The sequence below is a fragment of the Ochrobactrum teleogrylli genome (assembly GCF_006376685.1).
GTDB lineage: Bacteria > Pseudomonadota > Alphaproteobacteria > Rhizobiales > Rhizobiaceae > Brucella > Brucella teleogrylli.
This window is the reverse complement of sequence record NZ_VEWL01000001.1, coordinates 221,756-238,784: the sequence shown is the minus strand read 5'-3', so window position 1 is coordinate 238,784 and position 17,029 is coordinate 221,756. Positions and strand designations below refer to the sequence as shown.

Here is a 17,029-nt window from a genome sequence, read left to right as displayed (position 1 = left end):
AAGCGGGGTGCACGGCAGCGGAAGGGCGTAGCGCTTACCCCTTTCGGTTAAGCGCAAATCGGCCCGGCTTACCGATCAGCAATATCCAGTCTCCGTCCCCGCCCGCATTCTTTTCTGATGGGGTGCGAAAGGTCAGCGTCTGGCCATCTTCCTGCGGCGTGGCCGCTTGTATCCCTACCCCGGAAGATGGGTCGATCCAGACGACATCATCGCCAGTTTTCACTGCGGCCTTACGGACGGAAAAGCTGCCCCCTTCGCCGTAGATCACCGCTCCAGTCCCGCCGGAAAACGATGCAGCATAAAGGTTGCGCGCATCGGTAATCAGGCCGTTGCGGTCGGGCTGGAGTTCGGTCCAGGGCAGCACCGCAAACAGCTTTCGCAGAACCGTCATCGACCGCGCACCCGGACTGTTCAGCTCTTGCCGCCAGTCCCGATCGGAGTCGAACACGCCCGGCCCGCCAAAATGCCAGATCGGACTATTGCCGAAGAACTGCCCGACCGCTCCAGCCAGCAGCGCGCCATAAGCATTCCGGCGTATCATTTGCGCAGTCGTTCCATGCTCATTCTCGTAGAGCGTCTCAACCAGAATGACCGGCATTCGGTTGGCTTTGGTCTGCGCAAGCACGGAACTATGAACATCGTCATAGTCATAGACGGTGTCGATAGAAAGCCATTTGGCGTCGGACCAGATTTCGGCGGTGTTGGTGTTGCGGCGCGTATGAACGGTTTGCAGGGCATTCGGCAAAACGGCCGCGATGCCGTCGGCCAGGCTGGACACCAGCCTTTTATCCGGCGCATCAAAATCGCCGCCCAACACCCAGATAATATTGGTATATTTGGCGAAGCGGCGCGCCACCGCCTCGCCATAGGCGCGCATCCGTTGCGGCCCTGCGGCTTCGATTTCCAGATACCAGCCCTGCCCGCCGCCATTGGCGCCAAGATAGGCCGGGGCCAGCAGAACCACAAAACCAAGCGTCTGCGCCCGCTCGATGACCCATGCGGCATGGTCGAAGTAGCGCGGATTGATCGCGCCAAAAGCTGCATCTTTAAACGGCTTGTCGCCATAGGCATTGGCAGGCGGATTGCTAGAAAACTGATGCTCCAGAAGGTTAACCAACAGGGTATTGAAGCCGCGTTTGCGACGGTCTTTCAGGTAGAGATCAACATCATCGCGTTTGAGTTGAACGATCAATGACCATGCAGTGTCTCCCTGCATGAGAAATGGCTTGCCGGATGCATCTTCGAAATAGCGGTGGTTTTCGCTGACATGGATCGGCAGCTTGACCTCGGGTGCGGCTTGGGCCGGACCATTCAGCATCACAAATGCGAGCAGACCTGCCAGCATCCCTCTCATAGCGTCGCGGGCGGACATGCATTCACGTTTTCATTGAAGCGGCGATAGACCACCTGCGATGGACGTCCTGTCAGATAGGTCTCGACACCGTCATTCAGCGCCCGCGCATAGATAGCAAGAGCGCCGTCAATCGCGTCGACCGTCTTCGCTATATCATCATCGCTATGCGTATAGCTGACCACGAGCGAAGGCATCAGGACGCCGCGCCGGATGGTCTCCTGAAGAAACAGCGAGCGGAACGCCTGCGACGGCGCGCCGTTTTCGTCAAGCGTTGCATAGGCAAGACAGCTGGCGCGTCCAACGGTGCTGACATAGTTGCTCAAGCCATGACGGGTGATCGCCTCGTTCATTCCATTCGCGAGCTTGGAACCCTGTTCATACAGGTGCTCGATAACCGGTTCATCGCGATAAACGGCCATGGTCGCCATGGCGGCGGCCATAGCGTGCGTTTCGGCGCCATGCGTGGTCGACAGCAGGAACACACGCGGAAACTCGGTCTGACTGAGACCGCCAAGCTGCATATATTCCGCCTTGCCCGCAAGCGCCGAAATGGCGAAACCATTGCCGAGTGCCTTACCAAAACAGGAAAGGTCCGGAACAATGTCATAAAGTTTCTGCGCGCCCTGCCGGTGCCAGCGGAAGCCGGTGATCATTTCATCGAGCACGAACAGCGCACCATTTTCATGGGCAATGCGCATTGCCTCATGCAGAAAATTGTCCTTTGGATCATCGGCACGCGCAGGCTCCAGAATGATGGCCGCAATACGCCCCGGATAATCCTCAAACAGAGCCTTTACGCTGGCGAGATCGTTGTAGCGGAAGGTCGCCGTCAGGGCCGAGACTGACGCCGGAATGCCCGCATTCATCTTCGTCGTTCCGATAAACCAGTCGTCAGTGGAGAAGAACGGATGATCCCCGCAGCAGGCGATCATGTCACGTCCGGTATAGGCGCGTGCCAGACGCATTGCGCCGGATGTGGCGTCCGAACCATCCTTGCAGAACTTGACCATTTCGGCAGTGTCGATCAGTTCGAGAAAACGCTCCGCGCAATCCACTTCCATCGCGCTCGGGCGGGTGAAATTGCACCCATCCTCCAGCGCATCGCGCACGGCCTTCAAGACCGGCGGATAGGCGTGACCCAGCCCCACGGCCCGGTTGCCCATGCCATATTCGATATATTCATTGCCATCGACATCGAAGACATGCGAGCCGCAACCGCGTTGGATAAAACCCGGGGCGAGGACCGGATACTGGTCGTCGCCCTTGGCATAGGTGTGGCAGCCGCCGGGTATAAGCGCATGGGCTTTGCTACCCAGCAATTGAGAATTGCGAAACTGCGATGTGAACAGATTCATGGCGAATACCTTCGATTGCTCGGCAGCCGGTCAGGCTGCGGACCATCCCGCATACATTCGTTCCCTTATCCGGCGCAGCCAGTTCTTGACCGGCTGCGGCAGGCGGCTGCGCAAATTCTTGTGCAGCGCATTCGGCATAGACCATTGCGACAAGGCGAGTGGCGGCGCGATTTCCGGACGGTCCCGGTGCAGCTTTTGCAGCAGATTGACGTAAGCGCCCCCAACAATATCGCTGTCGAAAGTCGAAGTGACTTTCTGCACTGCCGCTTCCGCCATGCGGTTGCGCAATTGCGGATCACCGGCAAGCCGGTCAATCTGTGCCGCCGCCCGCCCGCAATCGCCAATCGGGAAGAGCATCCCGTCTTCGCCATCGGTCACGATCATATCCGTCACACCTGCAATGCGCGATACGATGGCCGGACACCCCTGGCTCATCGCTTCCATAAGCGTCATCGGGCACCCCTCATAGCGGGAGGGCATGACCAGCGCATCGTGCTGACTGACCAGCCATGACACATCGGAAGGCGCGACCCATCCGGTAAAGCTGACCTTGTCGCCGAATGGTTCCAGCTTGTGGCGCAGCGCTTCGAGGTCCGGCCCATCGCCTGCAATCGTCAGATGATAATCGCAGCTGAGCCGCCGCAAAATGCCCGGCAGCCAGAACACACCCTTCGAACTGTCGTCTATACGACCCAGATGCAAAAGCCGGATCGGCTTTCCATCTGCATTACGCGATGGGGCGGGCCCGATATGCGGATCGCGGCTCAACCCGTTCGGAATCACCAGCGTTCGCGACGCATCGAAACCGTAGCCGCGAACAAGATCGTCGCGGCAGCGGTTGGAGACGCCGACCGTCGCATGAACATGATCGCGGATTGCGCGTGCCGCCTCGTAAGTGCCGGGCGTGATGCTGTGGACGATCATGATGCGCAGAATATCGGCAGGCAGATAGCGGACGAGATTGGTTTCGAAACGCTGCGACAGCACATTGACGAAGACAGCATCGAACCGATTATCGCGCAGAAAATCCACAATGCGCTTTGCGCGGGTTTCTTCATCGAGAACACCCATCCGGTCAATGGCGTCGCCCTGCCGCTCGGCATCCTCCAGCCCCTGCCCTTCCGGCACGCTGACGGTATCGCCCGCAGCCCCCGTTGCAAGCCAGCGCAGTTCAATGTCCGAGCGCGCCAGTGACGCACGCATCCGCGTGAAAACCGAATAGGTCCCGCCTATGTGCGGGCGCACGAAGTAGGCACATTTCATCGTAAACACCCCCTTTAGAGCGGCTCCATGTCACTTGAATAGGGGTGCCGCTCTAAATGTCTTTTCGTCCGCATTTCCAACGCAAAACCGCTTCGCTCTTTTGCTGGAAATGCTGGTTTTCCGTCGCATTATCCCACGCAAAACCGCTTCGCCCTTTTGCTGGAAATGCTGGTTTTCCGTCGCATTATCCCGCGCAAAACCGCTTCGCACTTTTGCTGGAAATGCTCGGACCCCGGAAACCAGACTTCGAGGGAAGATGTCCCTCGAAGCCTTGTTCCGGTATATCGAGGGGGCAAGTTGATATACCGCTGCCAGTGTATCGAATTTGCAGGCGGGCGCATTCTGGCCATGAGGGGTAAGAGAGGTATGCTCCATCCTACATTAGACGATGGGCTTCCCCCTTCTGCCAGTTTTCCCGCGCGGTGATCCCAGAGTACCGTGCAACAGGCGCTTCGGGGGCGCTTCTGGAGACACCAGTATGAGAATAGGCCTTTTCGGACAGTTCGGTTCCGGCAATGCAGGCAATGACGGCTCTCTGGAAGCCATGCTGCAATTACTGAAACGCAACTGTCCCGATGCGGATCTGCTATGCATCTGCGCGCGCCCCGATATCATCTCGGAAAAATACAATGTCGCGACAGTGCCGGTGGGAAACCCCGCGCTAGAAAGCGACCTCTTTCGCCTGCTCGACAAGGCGCTGCTTCAGCTGCCACGACGGCTCGCCGGATTTCTCACCGCAATTTCCGTCGCACACGGCCTCGACATCATCATAGTGCCCGGCACGGGCATTCTCGACGATTTCAACGAAGGTCCGTTCGGCTGGCCGTTCGTCATCCTGCGCTGGTGTCTGGCGGCACGCCTTGGCCGCGCCAAGCTTGCCTTCGTGTCCGTTGGCGCCGGGCCTGCCGATCATCCGGTCAGCCGCTTTTTCTTCCGCAAGGCGGCGCTCTCCGCTGTGTTCCGCTCTTATCGCGACGAAATCTCCCACGATTTCATGAAATCGCTCGGGGTTCATGCGCACAGCGATACGGTGAGCGCAGATATTGCCTTCGCGCTGCCACCGGCCAGCAACGCAACCCATGACAACGTTGGCGGGCGCGTGGGCCTTGGCGTGATGACCTATCGCGGCTGGAAAAGGCGCGCGGCCAACGCCTCGGATATTTATGATACCTATCTCGGCAAAATCGCAGAACTGGCGAAAGCACTTCTGGCCAGCGGGCGCGAGGTGCGGCTGCTCACCGGCGACAAGGGCGACGTTCAGGCCATCGGCGATCTGATGGCGCGGATCGATTCACCGGACGCCGCGAAGATTATTATCGAGCCTGTCGCGTCTCTGCACGAGCTAATGCAGCAGATCGCGCAAACCGATATCGTGGTGGCCAGCCGTTATCACAACATTGTTTGCGCACTTGCCATGGGACGCCCTGCAATCTCGCTCGGCTATGCCGCGAAAAACGAGGCGCTGCTGCACGATACCGGCCTTGACGGCTTTGGCCATCATATCGAACGGTTCGACCCGCAAACCATTCTGGCGCAAATCGATGATATGTTCGCCCGGCGTCAACAACTGGCCGAAAGTGTTGAGGCCGGGGTGGCCCAATATCGGCTGAAACTCGCGCAGCAGGAAGAGACCTTGCGCGTACAACTGCTGACGAAACGGAAAAGCGTTCGTCTATTGTCGCCCGGTCGCCGCCAGAGGGCGAGCTAGCATCGTATCGACGTAGCTGCGCAAGCGCCGCTTCGTATCGGGCCGGTGCAGGAGATAATTGACCGGCGGGATAAAAGCCGTCTGTGTCCGCTGCGACACTGCGAATTTCAGAAGCTGCCGCCAAGCCGGATCACCACGCAGCAGGTGGGATATGGCTGACCAATAGGCCCGTTCCGCGATGCCCCGGCGCGCCATGCGATGCAAAGCATCGCAATCGGGCAAGACACGCCCCTCACGGGCAAAGAAATACTCGCCCGCATCCGCCGTATGCTGAATATGCAGCAGATGGGTGTCGCGCAGTTGCTGCGAACGGTTCTGCCCATGCGAGCGCGTACCGCCCTGAACACAGTCCAGTTCGGCAATCCTGCCCTGCAACCCAAGCCGCAGCCACATGTGGTAATCGTCGCTATGCGGTAGCGCCTCATCATAATGACCAGCAGCTTTTTGCGCCGCAGTACGGACAACCATCGCCGAACCCGGCAACTGGAACACGCCGAGCCGGCAAAAGCGCTCGATAAAAGCCGTGCCTGTCTCGACGCGGCAGGGCACATCATCCGGCTGGGGCGGGATGGGGGGAATCGGCGCGTCGCCATTCACCGCAACGTCGCGCCCGTAGGAGAATGCGATTGTTGGATCGGTTTCCATGATCGCCAATGCGCGTCGAAGGGCGCCGGGAACGATGAAGTCGTCGGAACACAACAAAACGAAATAGTCGCCGCTGGCCCAGTCGATACCATCGTTGAACGAGGCATGCTGGCCCTTATTGACTGGCCGCAGCAGCAGTTCCACCCGCGCATCTTCGGCAGCGAGCACACGCGCCACATCGGCGCTGTCATCGGTAGAGGCGTTATCGATGATCAGCACCCGCAGGTTTTCAATATCCTGCGACAGCACGCTGCGAACACAGATGCCGAGATAGCGTCCGTAATTGTAATTCGGAATGACGACATCGACACTTGGCTGTCTCATCCTCGATCTCCTCATTCGGCTGGCGTGGAGGTGGAGAAACGCCCGCGTCCCAACCGGCCAAGACGACCCGCAATTCTACTGAGCGCCCATCCAAGGACCGGGGTGATTTCCGATGCAAAAGGATGGCGCGTGATCAGCACGGCTCCGATCCAGCTGGCGACACCAGCAAGGCCGATGGCAAAACCCAAGCCCCAATGAACTTCCAATGTGCCAGCAGCGGCAATCATTGCAACCGGAATGGCAAGCGTCAGCAGCGTTACGAACCCGCTACGCAACAATTCGACGCCCAGCATCCGGTAGGAAAAAGCCACGTGCTTGCGCACATAGACCACGGAAACAACCATCTGGAACGGCGTACTGATGAACAGGCTAAGCGCTACCGCCATCAGGCCATGGTAAGCGGCGACGCAAAGAATGATCGCCGTCACCACGCGTGAAATCAGATTGGATACGAAGGCATCGCGATTGGCGCCGAGCGCCATCAACAGCGGATAGGTCAGCACAACTGAAAACCAGAACATGCTGGACAGGCACATGATGACGACAATCGACGTTGCGCCATACCAGTCTGGTCCGAGCACCAGATGGACCGCCGGAAAGGCGAGCAACGCCAGCAGCGCCTGCGCAGGCCAGTAAACAACCGAAATATAGGACAGCGCGCGCACATAGGATTGCGCTATATCCACACCCGCCCGAACCTGATCGGAGAGCATCGGAAAGGCGACCGTAAAGATCGCCGACAGAAACACCCGGTCGGGCAAACCGCTCAATGTGCTGGCGCGATTATAGATCCCGACGGATGCGGCGGGCATGAAACGCCCCAGCATAAGCTGCGGAAAAGTCTCGCAAATCTTGCTCAACCCCGCGCTGCTCCCGAGATACACGCTGAATTGCCATGCTGTGCCGATACTGGCGAGCGATGGGCGCAGCAGTCGACCCAATGGATAGAGCGCTGCCGCAAAAGCGGTTGTGACTGCCGCCGCAGCCAGCGATCCGAAGGCGAAGCACATATGCCCGACGCCCCACCAGGCCATTGCGATGGTTATGGCTGCGCCGCAAACGGAACCGGCGGTGCGAATGCGCGCCAGAGCGCCAAAAGCCATGTCGCGCCGCAACAGGGCGACAACCGGCAATGAAACGCTTTCGATCACCGCCGCGATGATGGTGACGGTGAGAAAAAGCGACAGCAGAGGATCATGATAGGTGACGGCAAAATAATCGCGCGCCAGAAAGAGCGCTGCGGCCAGCACCAGCGTCACGCTCATCAAAAACGTGAATGCCGTCTGGATATCGCGATCCTCGACCTTCTCGAGCCGGATCAGGAATTCGGCGCTTGCGAATTCACGCAGCGAAAAGACAATCGCCGCGACACTGAGGCCGACAACGCCCATGCCAGTCTCGGACGGCCCCAGAAAACGCGAAACCGCAACGACAGTCAGAAAATTGCACAGCAATCCGGCATATTGCTCCAGCGTGGCAATCACGAAGCCCCGGCGATGATTTTTCATGATCGGCTCCGTGTAACGAAGAACTGCGGGAGCGCCGACATTTCCGGCAGACAATTTTCCAAGATGCGATACCCCCTCGCAACCGTGCCGGGCGGAAAAGTCCACCCGGCTTCCCGGCGCCTTCAGAATAGCCTTTCGCCCGCCGCGGGGAATGTCACCGATGGTATTAGCGCCTGACCTGAAAGGGGTATGCCGCTCGCTCTAAAGCCAAGTCGTGGGACCCCGGCTGACTGGGTAAAAATTCCAGAACGTTCCCAATGGAATCGCGACGCGGTTCGGTTGGGAAATGCAGCAAGGAAAAAGAACAATAGACCTTCTTTCGCGCCTCGGAGGAGACATGAGCAATCTTTCCTGGATCACGCTTCTGGCCTTCGTCCTCTCGGTCGCCTTTTGCATCGGCTTCCGTGAACTGGCCCGCGAATGGTATCTCATCGACATTCCGGACGACCGGAAACGGCATGAGGGTGCGGTGCCGCTTTGTGGTGGCATTGCGATTTTTCTGGCCTTCGCCATCGCCGCTTCGATTGTGCATGGGGCTTCCCAGCAAGCCAATATGCTGCAGCTGCTGCCCGGTCTGGCGGTTGTGCTTGTCACAGGCGTGCTGGACGACCGTTTCAACCTGCCGGTCATGCCGCGTCTGACCATCCAGCTTTTGGCCGCGGCCCTGATCATCGGCATGGCCGATATTGAGCGGCTTAGTCTCGGCATGACTATCGGCTGGCCTTCCGGCCTGACCGCAGACGGCGGCAGCGTTTATCTTATGGGGCCTCTTTCACTGCTGCTTGCACTGGCATTCATCGTCGGCCTTATCAACGCGGTCAATATGAGTGACGGCGTGGATGGACTGGCCGGCGCATCCAGTGCCGCTGCCTTTTTCTGGCTTGCCGTGATCGGCTTCGACTTTGGACAGCATCGGCTCGGCCTTCAGACGCTGGCGCTCGCGGCGGCGTGCCTGGGCTTTCTCGTCTTCAATATGCGCCACCGCTGGCGCATGAAGGCCAGCCTCTTCCTAGGCGATGGCGGGAGCACCCTTCTGGGTGCGGCCCTTGCGGGCACATCCCTCATCCTCGCAAGTGGAGAACCCGCCATCGCCTTCCCTGTTCTGCTGTGGGTCGTCGCCGTTCCCGTCATTGATACGCTGAGCCTCATCATCCGCAGGCTTGGCGCGCGACGCAGCCCGTTTTCCGCCGACCGCCAGCACCTGCACCACCTGTTGATGGATGCTGGCCTGAGCTGCGGGCAAACGGCCATGGCTGTGATGGCGCTCAACCTGCTTGCTGGCGGGATCGCCTATATCGCGATCCGGGCCGGTGTGCCCGCATGGATCATGCTGGCTTTGCTCCTGCTGCCAGCCACGCTGCACACGCTTTTCGTGCTGCGCATGACCAGAGGCACACGTCCCGCTGTCGTCGTTGCCGCGACAATCTCCGAGACAGCCAAGACGGCAAAACCCAATCTCACATTTCCGGGGACCACTTCATGACCGTTTCCGCGCTCATCATGACATTCAACGAGGAAATGAACCTGCCCGCCTGTCTGGAATCGCTTGCCTGGTGCGACGATATCGTGGTGCTCGATTCATTCAGCACCGACCGCACCGTGGAAATCGCCAAGGCTGCGGGCGCGCGGGTCTATAGCCATGCTTATGACACCGAGGACCGCCAGCGCATGTATGGGCTTACGGAAATCAAGTTCAAGCATGACTGGGTTTATACGCCTGACGCCGATGAAATCACGCCGCCGGACCTGCGCGACGAAATGCTGGCCATTGCCGCCGATCCAGATCGACCGGAAGTGTTCTTCAAGGCGCGCTACAAGAATATGTTCATGGGGCGCTGGATACGCCATGCGAGCCTTTACCCGACATGGATAACCCGCCTTGTCAGACCCGACCGTGTCCGCTTCGAACGCTCGGTGCATTCCCGTGCCAGTGGTGGACCGGGCGGCGAATTGCAGGCGCATTTTATCCATTACAGTTTCAATAAGGGGCTGGAAGCCTGGTACGCGAAACACAATCGCTATTCCTCGGTAGAAGCCGACCTTTCGGCAGCGCGCCTTCTGGAACGGCACATCGACTGGGGTGGTATTTTCTCCACCGAGCCTGAGAGACGGCGGCGTGCGCTGAAATCGTTGTCCTACAATATGCCCTTCCGTCCAAGCCTGCGCTTTTTCTACATGTATGTGCTGCGGCGCGGTTTTCTCGATGGCAAGCCCGGCTATCTTTATTGCCGCCTGCTTGCAGCCTATGAGTTCATGATCGTCGTCAAGATGGAAGAGCAGCGCAGCCGTCAGAGCGCGCAGCCTTCCCGCTCTTCTGTCCTGCAGCGACCGCTGGACGCCCAAAAACCGGAGCGACACATGGTATGATGTTGCTCGCCATTCTGCCCTGCGCCGTGTTCTTCGGACTGGCCGCCATGTTCTTCTCTGAACCCTTGCTGGCACTGCCGGACGACGGCAGCCGGGCCGATGTGATCGTCGTGCCGGGCGGCGACGGTCAGCCGCGCGCGGAACAGGCGGCACGGTTGTGGAAGGAAGGGCGCTCGCCCTATATCCTCGTCACCGGTGATGGCGACTGCCTTTTCAACAAGCAGATCATCGTGCGCGAAGGTGTGCCGCCATCGGCTATTTTCGTGGAATGCTATTCCGGCAGCACCTGGCAGAATGCGCGCTATTCCGCCCCGATGATGCGCAAAATCAATGCGAAGAGCGCGCTTATCGTCACCAACTGGTATCACTCGCGCCGCGCTGTTGCGAGCTTTCGCGCCGTTTGCCCGCAGATGCATTTCGTGTCCGCGCCTGTCAATGACAGCGACGAACATATCGGCTTTCCCACCACACGCACTGATATGGAGGTGATCGCCAAGGAATATGTCAAGCTTGGCTGGTATCTGCTGTCCGGCCGCATCTTCCCGCAGGATCTGACTGGGCACGGCCCAACGCTCAACCTGTCCTCAATCTGCAAATCGACGGAGGACGGGCTGTGAACCTCTCGCTGACATGGATGTTCGTTCTTCTGGTTGTGGCGTTTCTGGCCACCGGCTTTCTGGGGCGGCCTGAGCGCATGTATCAGTTTCCGTTTCTGGCCGGTGTAATGACCTTCGGTTTCATCCTGCCGCAGGTTCCAGCCCTGGTGTATGACCAGTTCATACCCGCGGGCGCCTATGCGAAAACCATGGTGATGGGCATATTGGCTCTGCTTGCTCTGGCGCTCGGCTGGCAGATGGGGAACCGCCCGATAAAATTCCTCAGCATGAGCTTCAGCGAAAGGCGGCTTTTATGGGCTGCTGCCGGGCTATCGGTTTTCGGCGCATCCTTCTATTTCCTTTTGAGCCGCCTGCCCGGCGAAGTATCCATCGGCGTGCAGATGACCGGCATGCCCGTCATCTGGCTCTTCTTCGCGCAGCTCATGCCCTATGGTCTCGCGATTGCGCTGCTTTGCTTTGCCCGGCGCAGCTCGTGGCTCGCACTGGGCATCATCCTGTTTGATCTGGTGTTCTATCTCGACCGCATCGTCGTTACCGGCAAACGCGCCGAGGCCATCCAGCTTCTGTTGATGTTCCTGCTTGCTTTCTGGTTTTACCGGCGCTGGGTAGTGCCGCGCACATTAATGTTCATCGGCATTATTGCAGGCACGTTCCTGATGACCAGCATGGGCGATTACCGTCAGGTGACGCGTGCTGCCTCGGGGTTCGTCCTCGACCAGATTCTCGATATCGACTATGCGGCCAATTTCGAGGAAACGCTGGAACGCGGCGGCCCCGAAATGCGCAACGCCGTATTGCGAATGGATGAGATCGACCGGCGACTGGAGTTCGATTACGGCAAGTTCCACTGGAACCGGATCGTCTTCACCTATGTGCCCGCCCAACTCGTCGGCGGCCCGATCAAGGACAGTCTCTATCTGTCCACACCGAAGCCCGACCGCAATTACAACCCGCTGACCGGCACGACCGAAACCGGGCTGATCGATGCCTTTTCATCATTCTGGTATTTCGGCGCGCTGAAATTCTTGGCTTTGGCCTGGGTCATACGACGTCTATGGGAAACGGCCATGGCAGGTGAGCTGCTCGGGCAGCTCGTCTATATGTTTTCCATCGTGCCCGCCATGCATGCCATCTCGCATCAGACAGACTGGGTGATCACAGTGTGGATACACATGGCCCTGTTTCTCATTCCAATCCTGTCTGTCTGCGTCATCCGCAACCGCTCCGTCCACTTACCGGTATCGCCTTCCGGGTCGATACCGCAACTCATCCGGGGATGACTCATCATGACCGCCATGCCCAATCACCCCCGTCCCCGATCCGCAGCGCCCATTGCGGGACGAAAGGATGCCTCGCGTCCGCTGGAAGGCGGGGCGACATTCACCTTGCAACACCGGCTGCAGCGTCTTGGCTGGCAAATGACATGGCTGGCGCTTGCGGCCTGGACGCCCTCGTTTTTCTGGCGCTGGCGCGGCATGGTGCTGCGGCTGTTCGGCGCAAAAATCCACAAGACTGCCATCGTGCGCGGCAGCGCGCGCATCTGGTGGCCGGGCAATCTCATCATGGGCGCGCATTCCTCGCTTGGTCCCGGCGCACACTGCTACAATGTCGCCAATGTCACGCTGGCGCCCTTTGCCATCATCTCGCAAGGCGCGCATCTCTGCACGGCGGGCCACGATATCGACCGCGCCGATTTTCCGCTCACGGCATCGCCGATCCATATCGGCCCGCATGGATGGATCGCCGCTGAAGCGTTTGTCGGTCCCGGTGTGAATGTGGGTGAAGGCGCAGTGCTTGGCGCACGCGGCGTCAGTTTCCGCGATATGGAACCATGGACGGTTTATGCCGGAAACCCGGCAAAAGCGGTACGGCAAAGACGAAAAGCCGTGTGATTGGGCTGGTTAAACCGGCCCCATCCGGCGCTCGCGGATAAGGCTATAGCCATTTCCGCCCATGATCGAGCCTGTCTTGCGCTTTTGATAGGACTGATAGGCATCGATGGTTTGCAGCGCGATGCGCGGCCAGGTGTAATTGTCCCGAACCAGCTTATGGCCCGCCTCGCCCATCCAGACCGCCCGCGTCGGGTCGTCCAGAATCTGCATCAGCCCAGCCGCAACGGCTTCGGCATCCACAGCACAGACCACGCCCGCTCCCGCCTCGGCGACTTCCGGAAAATGGCAGGCATCGGTGATCACCACCGGCACACCGCAGGCAAGCGCCTCGGTTATGGCGACGCTGAAACCTTCCTGCCGGCTTGGCAGGCAAAAACAGGCTGACCGTTTCAGCGCAGCGATCTTGTCCGGGCCATAAAGCCCGCCAACCAGATGCACACGCTTTTCCAGCCCATATTGGCGGATCTGCTCGCGAAAATCATGCTCAGCACCGCCATCCGGCCCCGCAACGACGAGATCGACATCTGGCAGGATCGGTGCAATCCGGCGATAGGCATCGGCCAGAATGTCGAGACCCTTCTTGTAATGCAGGCGCGACAGAAACAGCACAAAGCGCCGGTTCGGCAGTTTTGCCAGTGCTGCACTGTCGTCAGCGCCAGCGTCACCTTCGACTTCATTGAGGAAAATGCCATTTGGAATGATCAGGCTTGGCGGCTTCAGCCCCAAGGGTCGCATCAGCTCGATTTCATCACGATTGAGCGCCTGAATGAAGGCCGCGCCATCGAGCATCCGGCGAAAGGCCAGCGCCAGCGCCAGTTTCTTCTTCCACGATCGCTGTTGCATGCTCCACATATCGAGCATGCCGCAACAACAGATGCAGTATGGCACGCCGAAGCGACGGCACAGCATGGAAGCCCGCAGCAGATTGGTTTCCCAGACACCGTGCAGATGCACAAAATCCGCCGCACGGATTAGCGGCGCCATAGCCTTTGCCGCCCGGCTTCCGAACAGCATTTCCCGCAGATCGGGCATCGGAAGCAATAACGTCTGCACCTTGTCGAAATCCGGTATGGTTTCGGCGGCCTTGGCCGCGCGGCGGTTCACGTCTTCATCGCTATAGCTGACGATCGTCACGCTATGTCCAAGTGCTGCCTGCGCCGCCGCCAGCCTGACAATGACCGCCTGCGGGCCGCCTTTGGCGGGATCGTAGGAACCGATGACGTGAACAATCTTCATGCCGCCAATCTCCGTGTGTGCTGCGAAAGGGCTGCGACAAGACGCTCGCCATAACGCGCCACCGTATAATCGGCGGCGCGCTCACGTGCGCTGTCGCTCATCCGTGCCAGCATGGCCGGATTGCCAGTCAGTTGTTTGAGAATTTCCGCCGTCTCGGCCACGTCGCGTATCGGCACAATGTAGCCATCAATGCCATGCCGCACGACGCTGCCGGTATTGTCCGTGCAAATGACCGGCAAGCCTGCCGCCAGCGCTTCATAGACGGCGGTGGCCGACCCTTCGCAAAGCGATGGCAACAGGAACACATCCGCCCATTCGAACTGCGCCTGCATTTCGCTGCGCGGGATCGGGCCGGTCAGCTCCACGCTGGCCGACAGGGTCGCAACAGCTTCCGGCTGCACGTCAATCGGCCCGACCATGCGAAACTGCGCGACATCCCGCACAGCCCTCGCAACCGCGCCGACATAGGGCGAGCCCTTGCGCAGCCCGACTGCACCGACCGTAAGCACCCGCAACGACCCCGGCGCGCGTGGCGATTGATTGAGCGGAAAGCGTTTGTCGACGCCATAAGGCACGACCACCACCTTATCCGGCTGGCATCCGGCCTCGATCACATGGCGCGCCACAAAGTCCGACGGGCAGACCACCGCGTCAGCAATGGCCCATTCGGCCCTTTCGCGTGCTGCAAAATCATCGGCATGCACATCGTCGGCAGCGGACATATGCCAGCCGGGATTGAGCACTTCCTCTTCGCAGGCCAATTGATCCACCACCGTGCGCGGCGCGATCATCTGCTCCACAGCGGTCCATAATCCCGCCTGTCGCGCAGCGGTCAGCTGCTCCAGCGCCTCACCGCTGAAAGCATAAACCCCGCTTGCCCCGTGAAAACCGCTGTCCGCCACCAATTGCCCAAATCGCTGTCCGGCCCAGATGGCGTTGGCGGTCGATTTCGGCCCGGTCTGGTTGGCGAGCCTGCGCACGGCGGAATGCAGGCCGAAGCCCGGAAAAGTCGTCATCCGCTCCTGCGGGATGCCCTGCGGCGCACGCCCGATCAACCGCCGCACGGCGGTTGGAAGCATGGTGGGCGGCAGACCGTTCAACAGACGCGGCCAGCCCTGCAAGGCGCAAATGTCGGTATAAAAATGCGCGAGCCTTTGCCGGTCGGCAAAAATGCGTGGTACGGCATAATGCATACGCGCCCCAAGCTGGCTGACGACAACTGAGCCATCCATCATTGAAGCTCTCCCGACTGGAATTTGCGATCCAGAACCGGCATTGCTGCCGGCACGCTTTTTTCTTCCAGACGCCCCACCGCCGATTGCCACATGGCCGCGCCATATTCGCGGGAATAGGCGGTTTCCATCAGATAGCGTGCATTGTTACCCATGGTCATGCGGCCAACCGCCGAATGGCGCATATGCAAAACGGCCTCGACCAGACGGTCCACCTCGCCTGGGCGCAATGCTGCGCCGCATTCGAAATCACGAACGATGGAACCTATCTCGCCATCGGGGTCGCCAATGAAGATTGTCGGACGCCCCGCTGCCAGCACCCCATAAAATTTGCTCGGCACGATGCAATGTTCCAGTTCTGGCTTAAGTGACACCAGATGGACATTGGCGGCGCCAAGACTTTCGGACAGTTTTTCGACAGGCTGAAACGGCTTCATCACCACATTGGTCAAGCCGCGTCGCTTGACTTCGCTTTCGACAAAACCTCGCTGCTGCCCCTCGCCGATCATCAGGAAAACAACGCTTTTCATATGTTTCAGCCGCTCGGCTGCATCGAGAACGGTCTGGAATTCATGCGCCCGTCCGAAATTGCCAGAATAGCCGATGACGAATTTTCGTCCCAGCCCCCATGCGCGGCGCAGCGGATTTTCCGAAGGGGCTACCGGCATGATCTCGTTGCGATCCGCCCAGTGATGCACAACGCTCAAATTCTCGCGCGCTATGCCCGTTGAAGCAAGATAGCGCGACATGCGCTCAATGGGGCAGATGGTCAGTGCCGACTGGCGCATGGACCAGTTGCGCAGCGCCAGCGTCAGCCTTGCCGATGCGCTGCCCGATTTGACCAGTCCAAGCTCGATTGCCGTTTCCGGGAATAGGTCCATCACCCAGTTGACGAGCTTTGCCCGCCGAAGCCGGATCGGCAATGCAGCCGAAACCGATAGCAAGGGCGGATCGGTGCAGATCACGCAGATATCGTCCTTGCGGGCATGGGTCGCGAACCAGGCCGCAGCGGAAAGATGGAAGGTGGCATAATCGATCGCCCGCCCGGCCAGTTTTCCGCGACCGAAGCCTGATGTCCAGATGCGATGCACATCGACACCATCAATCGTCTCACGCGCAGGCAAGGTTTCCCTGCGGTTGTCATGGAAACTTCGGCTGGTCAGAATCGCCGTTTCAATGCCCTCACCCACAAGCGTCCGCGCCAGACTGGTGACCATGCGACTTGTCGCGGACTGGTCCGGATAAAAATAACGATTGGCAAGCACAACGCGCATGAGCCCCGTCTCCCGTCTTTTCGACCTCATGGAAGCAGCATCGCAACAGCGGGTCGTTCATCGCAAGGAACCCAAAGGCATGGGCGGCACGCCAAGCGGGCGAAGTGCCTACCTCTTTGGGTGCATCGGGCCATGGCGGACACCATCACCGCTTCACCCGAAGAGGGTTAGGCACAGCCGTGCTTGCCGTTTTGGAGCCGTTCTGCCGCGACACGAAATCGGTAACATGGTCTCATGGATATTCAGGACGGAGG

Annotated in this window: 14 protein-coding genes; 6 read left to right on the top strand and 8 right to left on the bottom strand. The window is 59.4% G+C overall.

Translation table 11 applies throughout. The features are described 5' to 3' along the window. Nucleotides 1-34: 34 nt before the first annotated feature. The 3 genes from FIC94_RS01035 to FIC94_RS01025 are packed head-to-tail and all read right to left on the bottom strand — an operon-like array spanning nt 35 to nt 3,972. Nucleotides 35-1,372 (bottom strand): glycoside hydrolase family 140 protein, encoded by a 1,338-nt coding sequence (locus tag FIC94_RS01035; protein WP_371830879.1) that lies wholly within the window; start codon nt 1,370-1,372, stop codon nt 35-37. Continuing rightward, entirely contained in the window at nt 1,351-2,709 is a 1,359-nt protein-coding gene (locus tag FIC94_RS01030; protein WP_140023616.1) for a glutamate-1-semialdehyde 2,1-aminomutase, read from the bottom strand. Before FIC94_RS01030 ends, FIC94_RS01035 begins: the two co-directional genes overlap by 22 nt. Before the next feature lie 30 nt (nt 2,710-2,739). Next, a complete protein-coding gene (locus tag FIC94_RS01025; RefSeq protein ID WP_140023615.1) occupies nt 2,740-3,972 on the bottom strand; it encodes a glycosyltransferase family 4 protein in 1,233 nt (410 codons plus the stop codon). Between the two features lie 478 nt (nt 3,973-4,450). On the opposite strand from FIC94_RS01025, the gene FIC94_RS01020 reads away from it, so the two are divergent. Next, nucleotides 4,451-5,680, top strand: coding sequence for a polysaccharide pyruvyl transferase family protein (locus tag FIC94_RS01020; RefSeq protein ID WP_140023614.1), 1,230 nt, complete (start codon nt 4,451-4,453; stop codon nt 5,678-5,680). Here the strand turns inward: FIC94_RS01020 and FIC94_RS01015 are convergent. Next, nucleotides 5,645-6,649 carry a glycosyltransferase family 2 protein gene (locus tag FIC94_RS01015; RefSeq protein ID WP_140023613.1) on the bottom strand — a complete coding sequence of 335 codons (1,005 nt, stop codon included), beginning with the start codon at nt 6,647-6,649 and terminating at the stop codon, nt 5,645-5,647. The two genes, FIC94_RS01020 and FIC94_RS01015, sit on opposite strands and share 36 nt — an antisense overlap. A gap of 11 nt (nt 6,650-6,660) precedes the next feature. After that, nucleotides 6,661-8,157, bottom strand: a complete 1,497-nt coding sequence (locus tag FIC94_RS01010) for an oligosaccharide flippase family protein (protein WP_140023612.1) — start codon at nt 8,155-8,157, stop codon at nt 6,661-6,663. Between the two features lie 337 nt (nt 8,158-8,494). Here FIC94_RS01010 and FIC94_RS01005 point away from each other — a divergent pair, with 337 nt between their 5' ends. From FIC94_RS01005 to FIC94_RS00985, 5 genes are read left to right on the top strand one after another with little or no spacing between them, the layout of a single operon-like run. Then, the gene (locus tag FIC94_RS01005; protein ID WP_140023611.1) at nt 8,495-9,640 is read left to right on the top strand and encodes an MraY family glycosyltransferase; all 1,146 of its coding nucleotides are present in this window, start codon (nt 8,495-8,497) and stop codon (nt 9,638-9,640) included. Beyond that, the gene (locus FIC94_RS01000) at nt 9,637-10,524 is read left to right on the top strand and encodes a glycosyltransferase family 2 protein (RefSeq protein ID WP_140023610.1); all 888 of its coding nucleotides are present in this window, start codon (nt 9,637-9,639) and stop codon (nt 10,522-10,524) included. Before FIC94_RS01005 ends, FIC94_RS01000 begins: the two co-directional genes overlap by 4 nt. Beyond that, nucleotides 10,524-11,141 carry a YdcF family protein gene (locus FIC94_RS00995; protein ID WP_371830886.1) on the top strand — a complete coding sequence of 206 codons (618 nt, stop codon included), beginning with the start codon at nt 10,524-10,526 and terminating at the stop codon, nt 11,139-11,141. The genes FIC94_RS01000 and FIC94_RS00995 overlap by 1 nt, the downstream gene beginning before the upstream one ends. Then, entirely contained in the window at nt 11,138-12,421 is a 1,284-nt protein-coding gene (locus FIC94_RS00990) for a hypothetical protein (RefSeq protein WP_140023608.1), read from the top strand. Before FIC94_RS00995 ends, FIC94_RS00990 begins: the two co-directional genes overlap by 4 nt. 15 nt (nt 12,422-12,436) lie before the next feature. Further along, nucleotides 12,437-13,033 (top strand): LbetaH domain-containing protein, encoded by a 597-nt coding sequence (locus tag FIC94_RS00985; protein ID WP_140024009.1) that lies wholly within the window; start codon nt 12,437-12,439, stop codon nt 13,031-13,033. A 9-nt stretch (nt 13,034-13,042) separates the two neighbouring features. Here FIC94_RS00985 and FIC94_RS00980 read toward each other — a convergent pair whose 3' ends face one another. Genes FIC94_RS00980 through FIC94_RS00970 form a run of 3 tightly spaced genes read right to left on the bottom strand, consistent with a single transcriptional unit; the run spans nt 13,043 to nt 16,775 of the window. Then, nucleotides 13,043-14,269, bottom strand: coding sequence for a glycosyltransferase (locus tag FIC94_RS00980; protein ID WP_140023607.1), 1,227 nt, complete (start codon nt 14,267-14,269; stop codon nt 13,043-13,045). Further along, the gene (locus tag FIC94_RS00975; protein WP_140024008.1) at nt 14,266-15,501 is read right to left on the bottom strand and encodes a glycosyltransferase family 4 protein; all 1,236 of its coding nucleotides are present in this window, start codon (nt 15,499-15,501) and stop codon (nt 14,266-14,268) included. Before FIC94_RS00975 ends, FIC94_RS00980 begins: the two co-directional genes overlap by 4 nt. Further along, entirely contained in the window at nt 15,501-16,775 is a 1,275-nt protein-coding gene (locus tag FIC94_RS00970) for a glycosyltransferase family 4 protein (protein WP_140023606.1), read from the bottom strand. Before FIC94_RS00970 ends, FIC94_RS00975 begins: the two co-directional genes overlap by 1 nt. Nucleotides 16,776-17,029 lie beyond the last annotated feature (254 nt).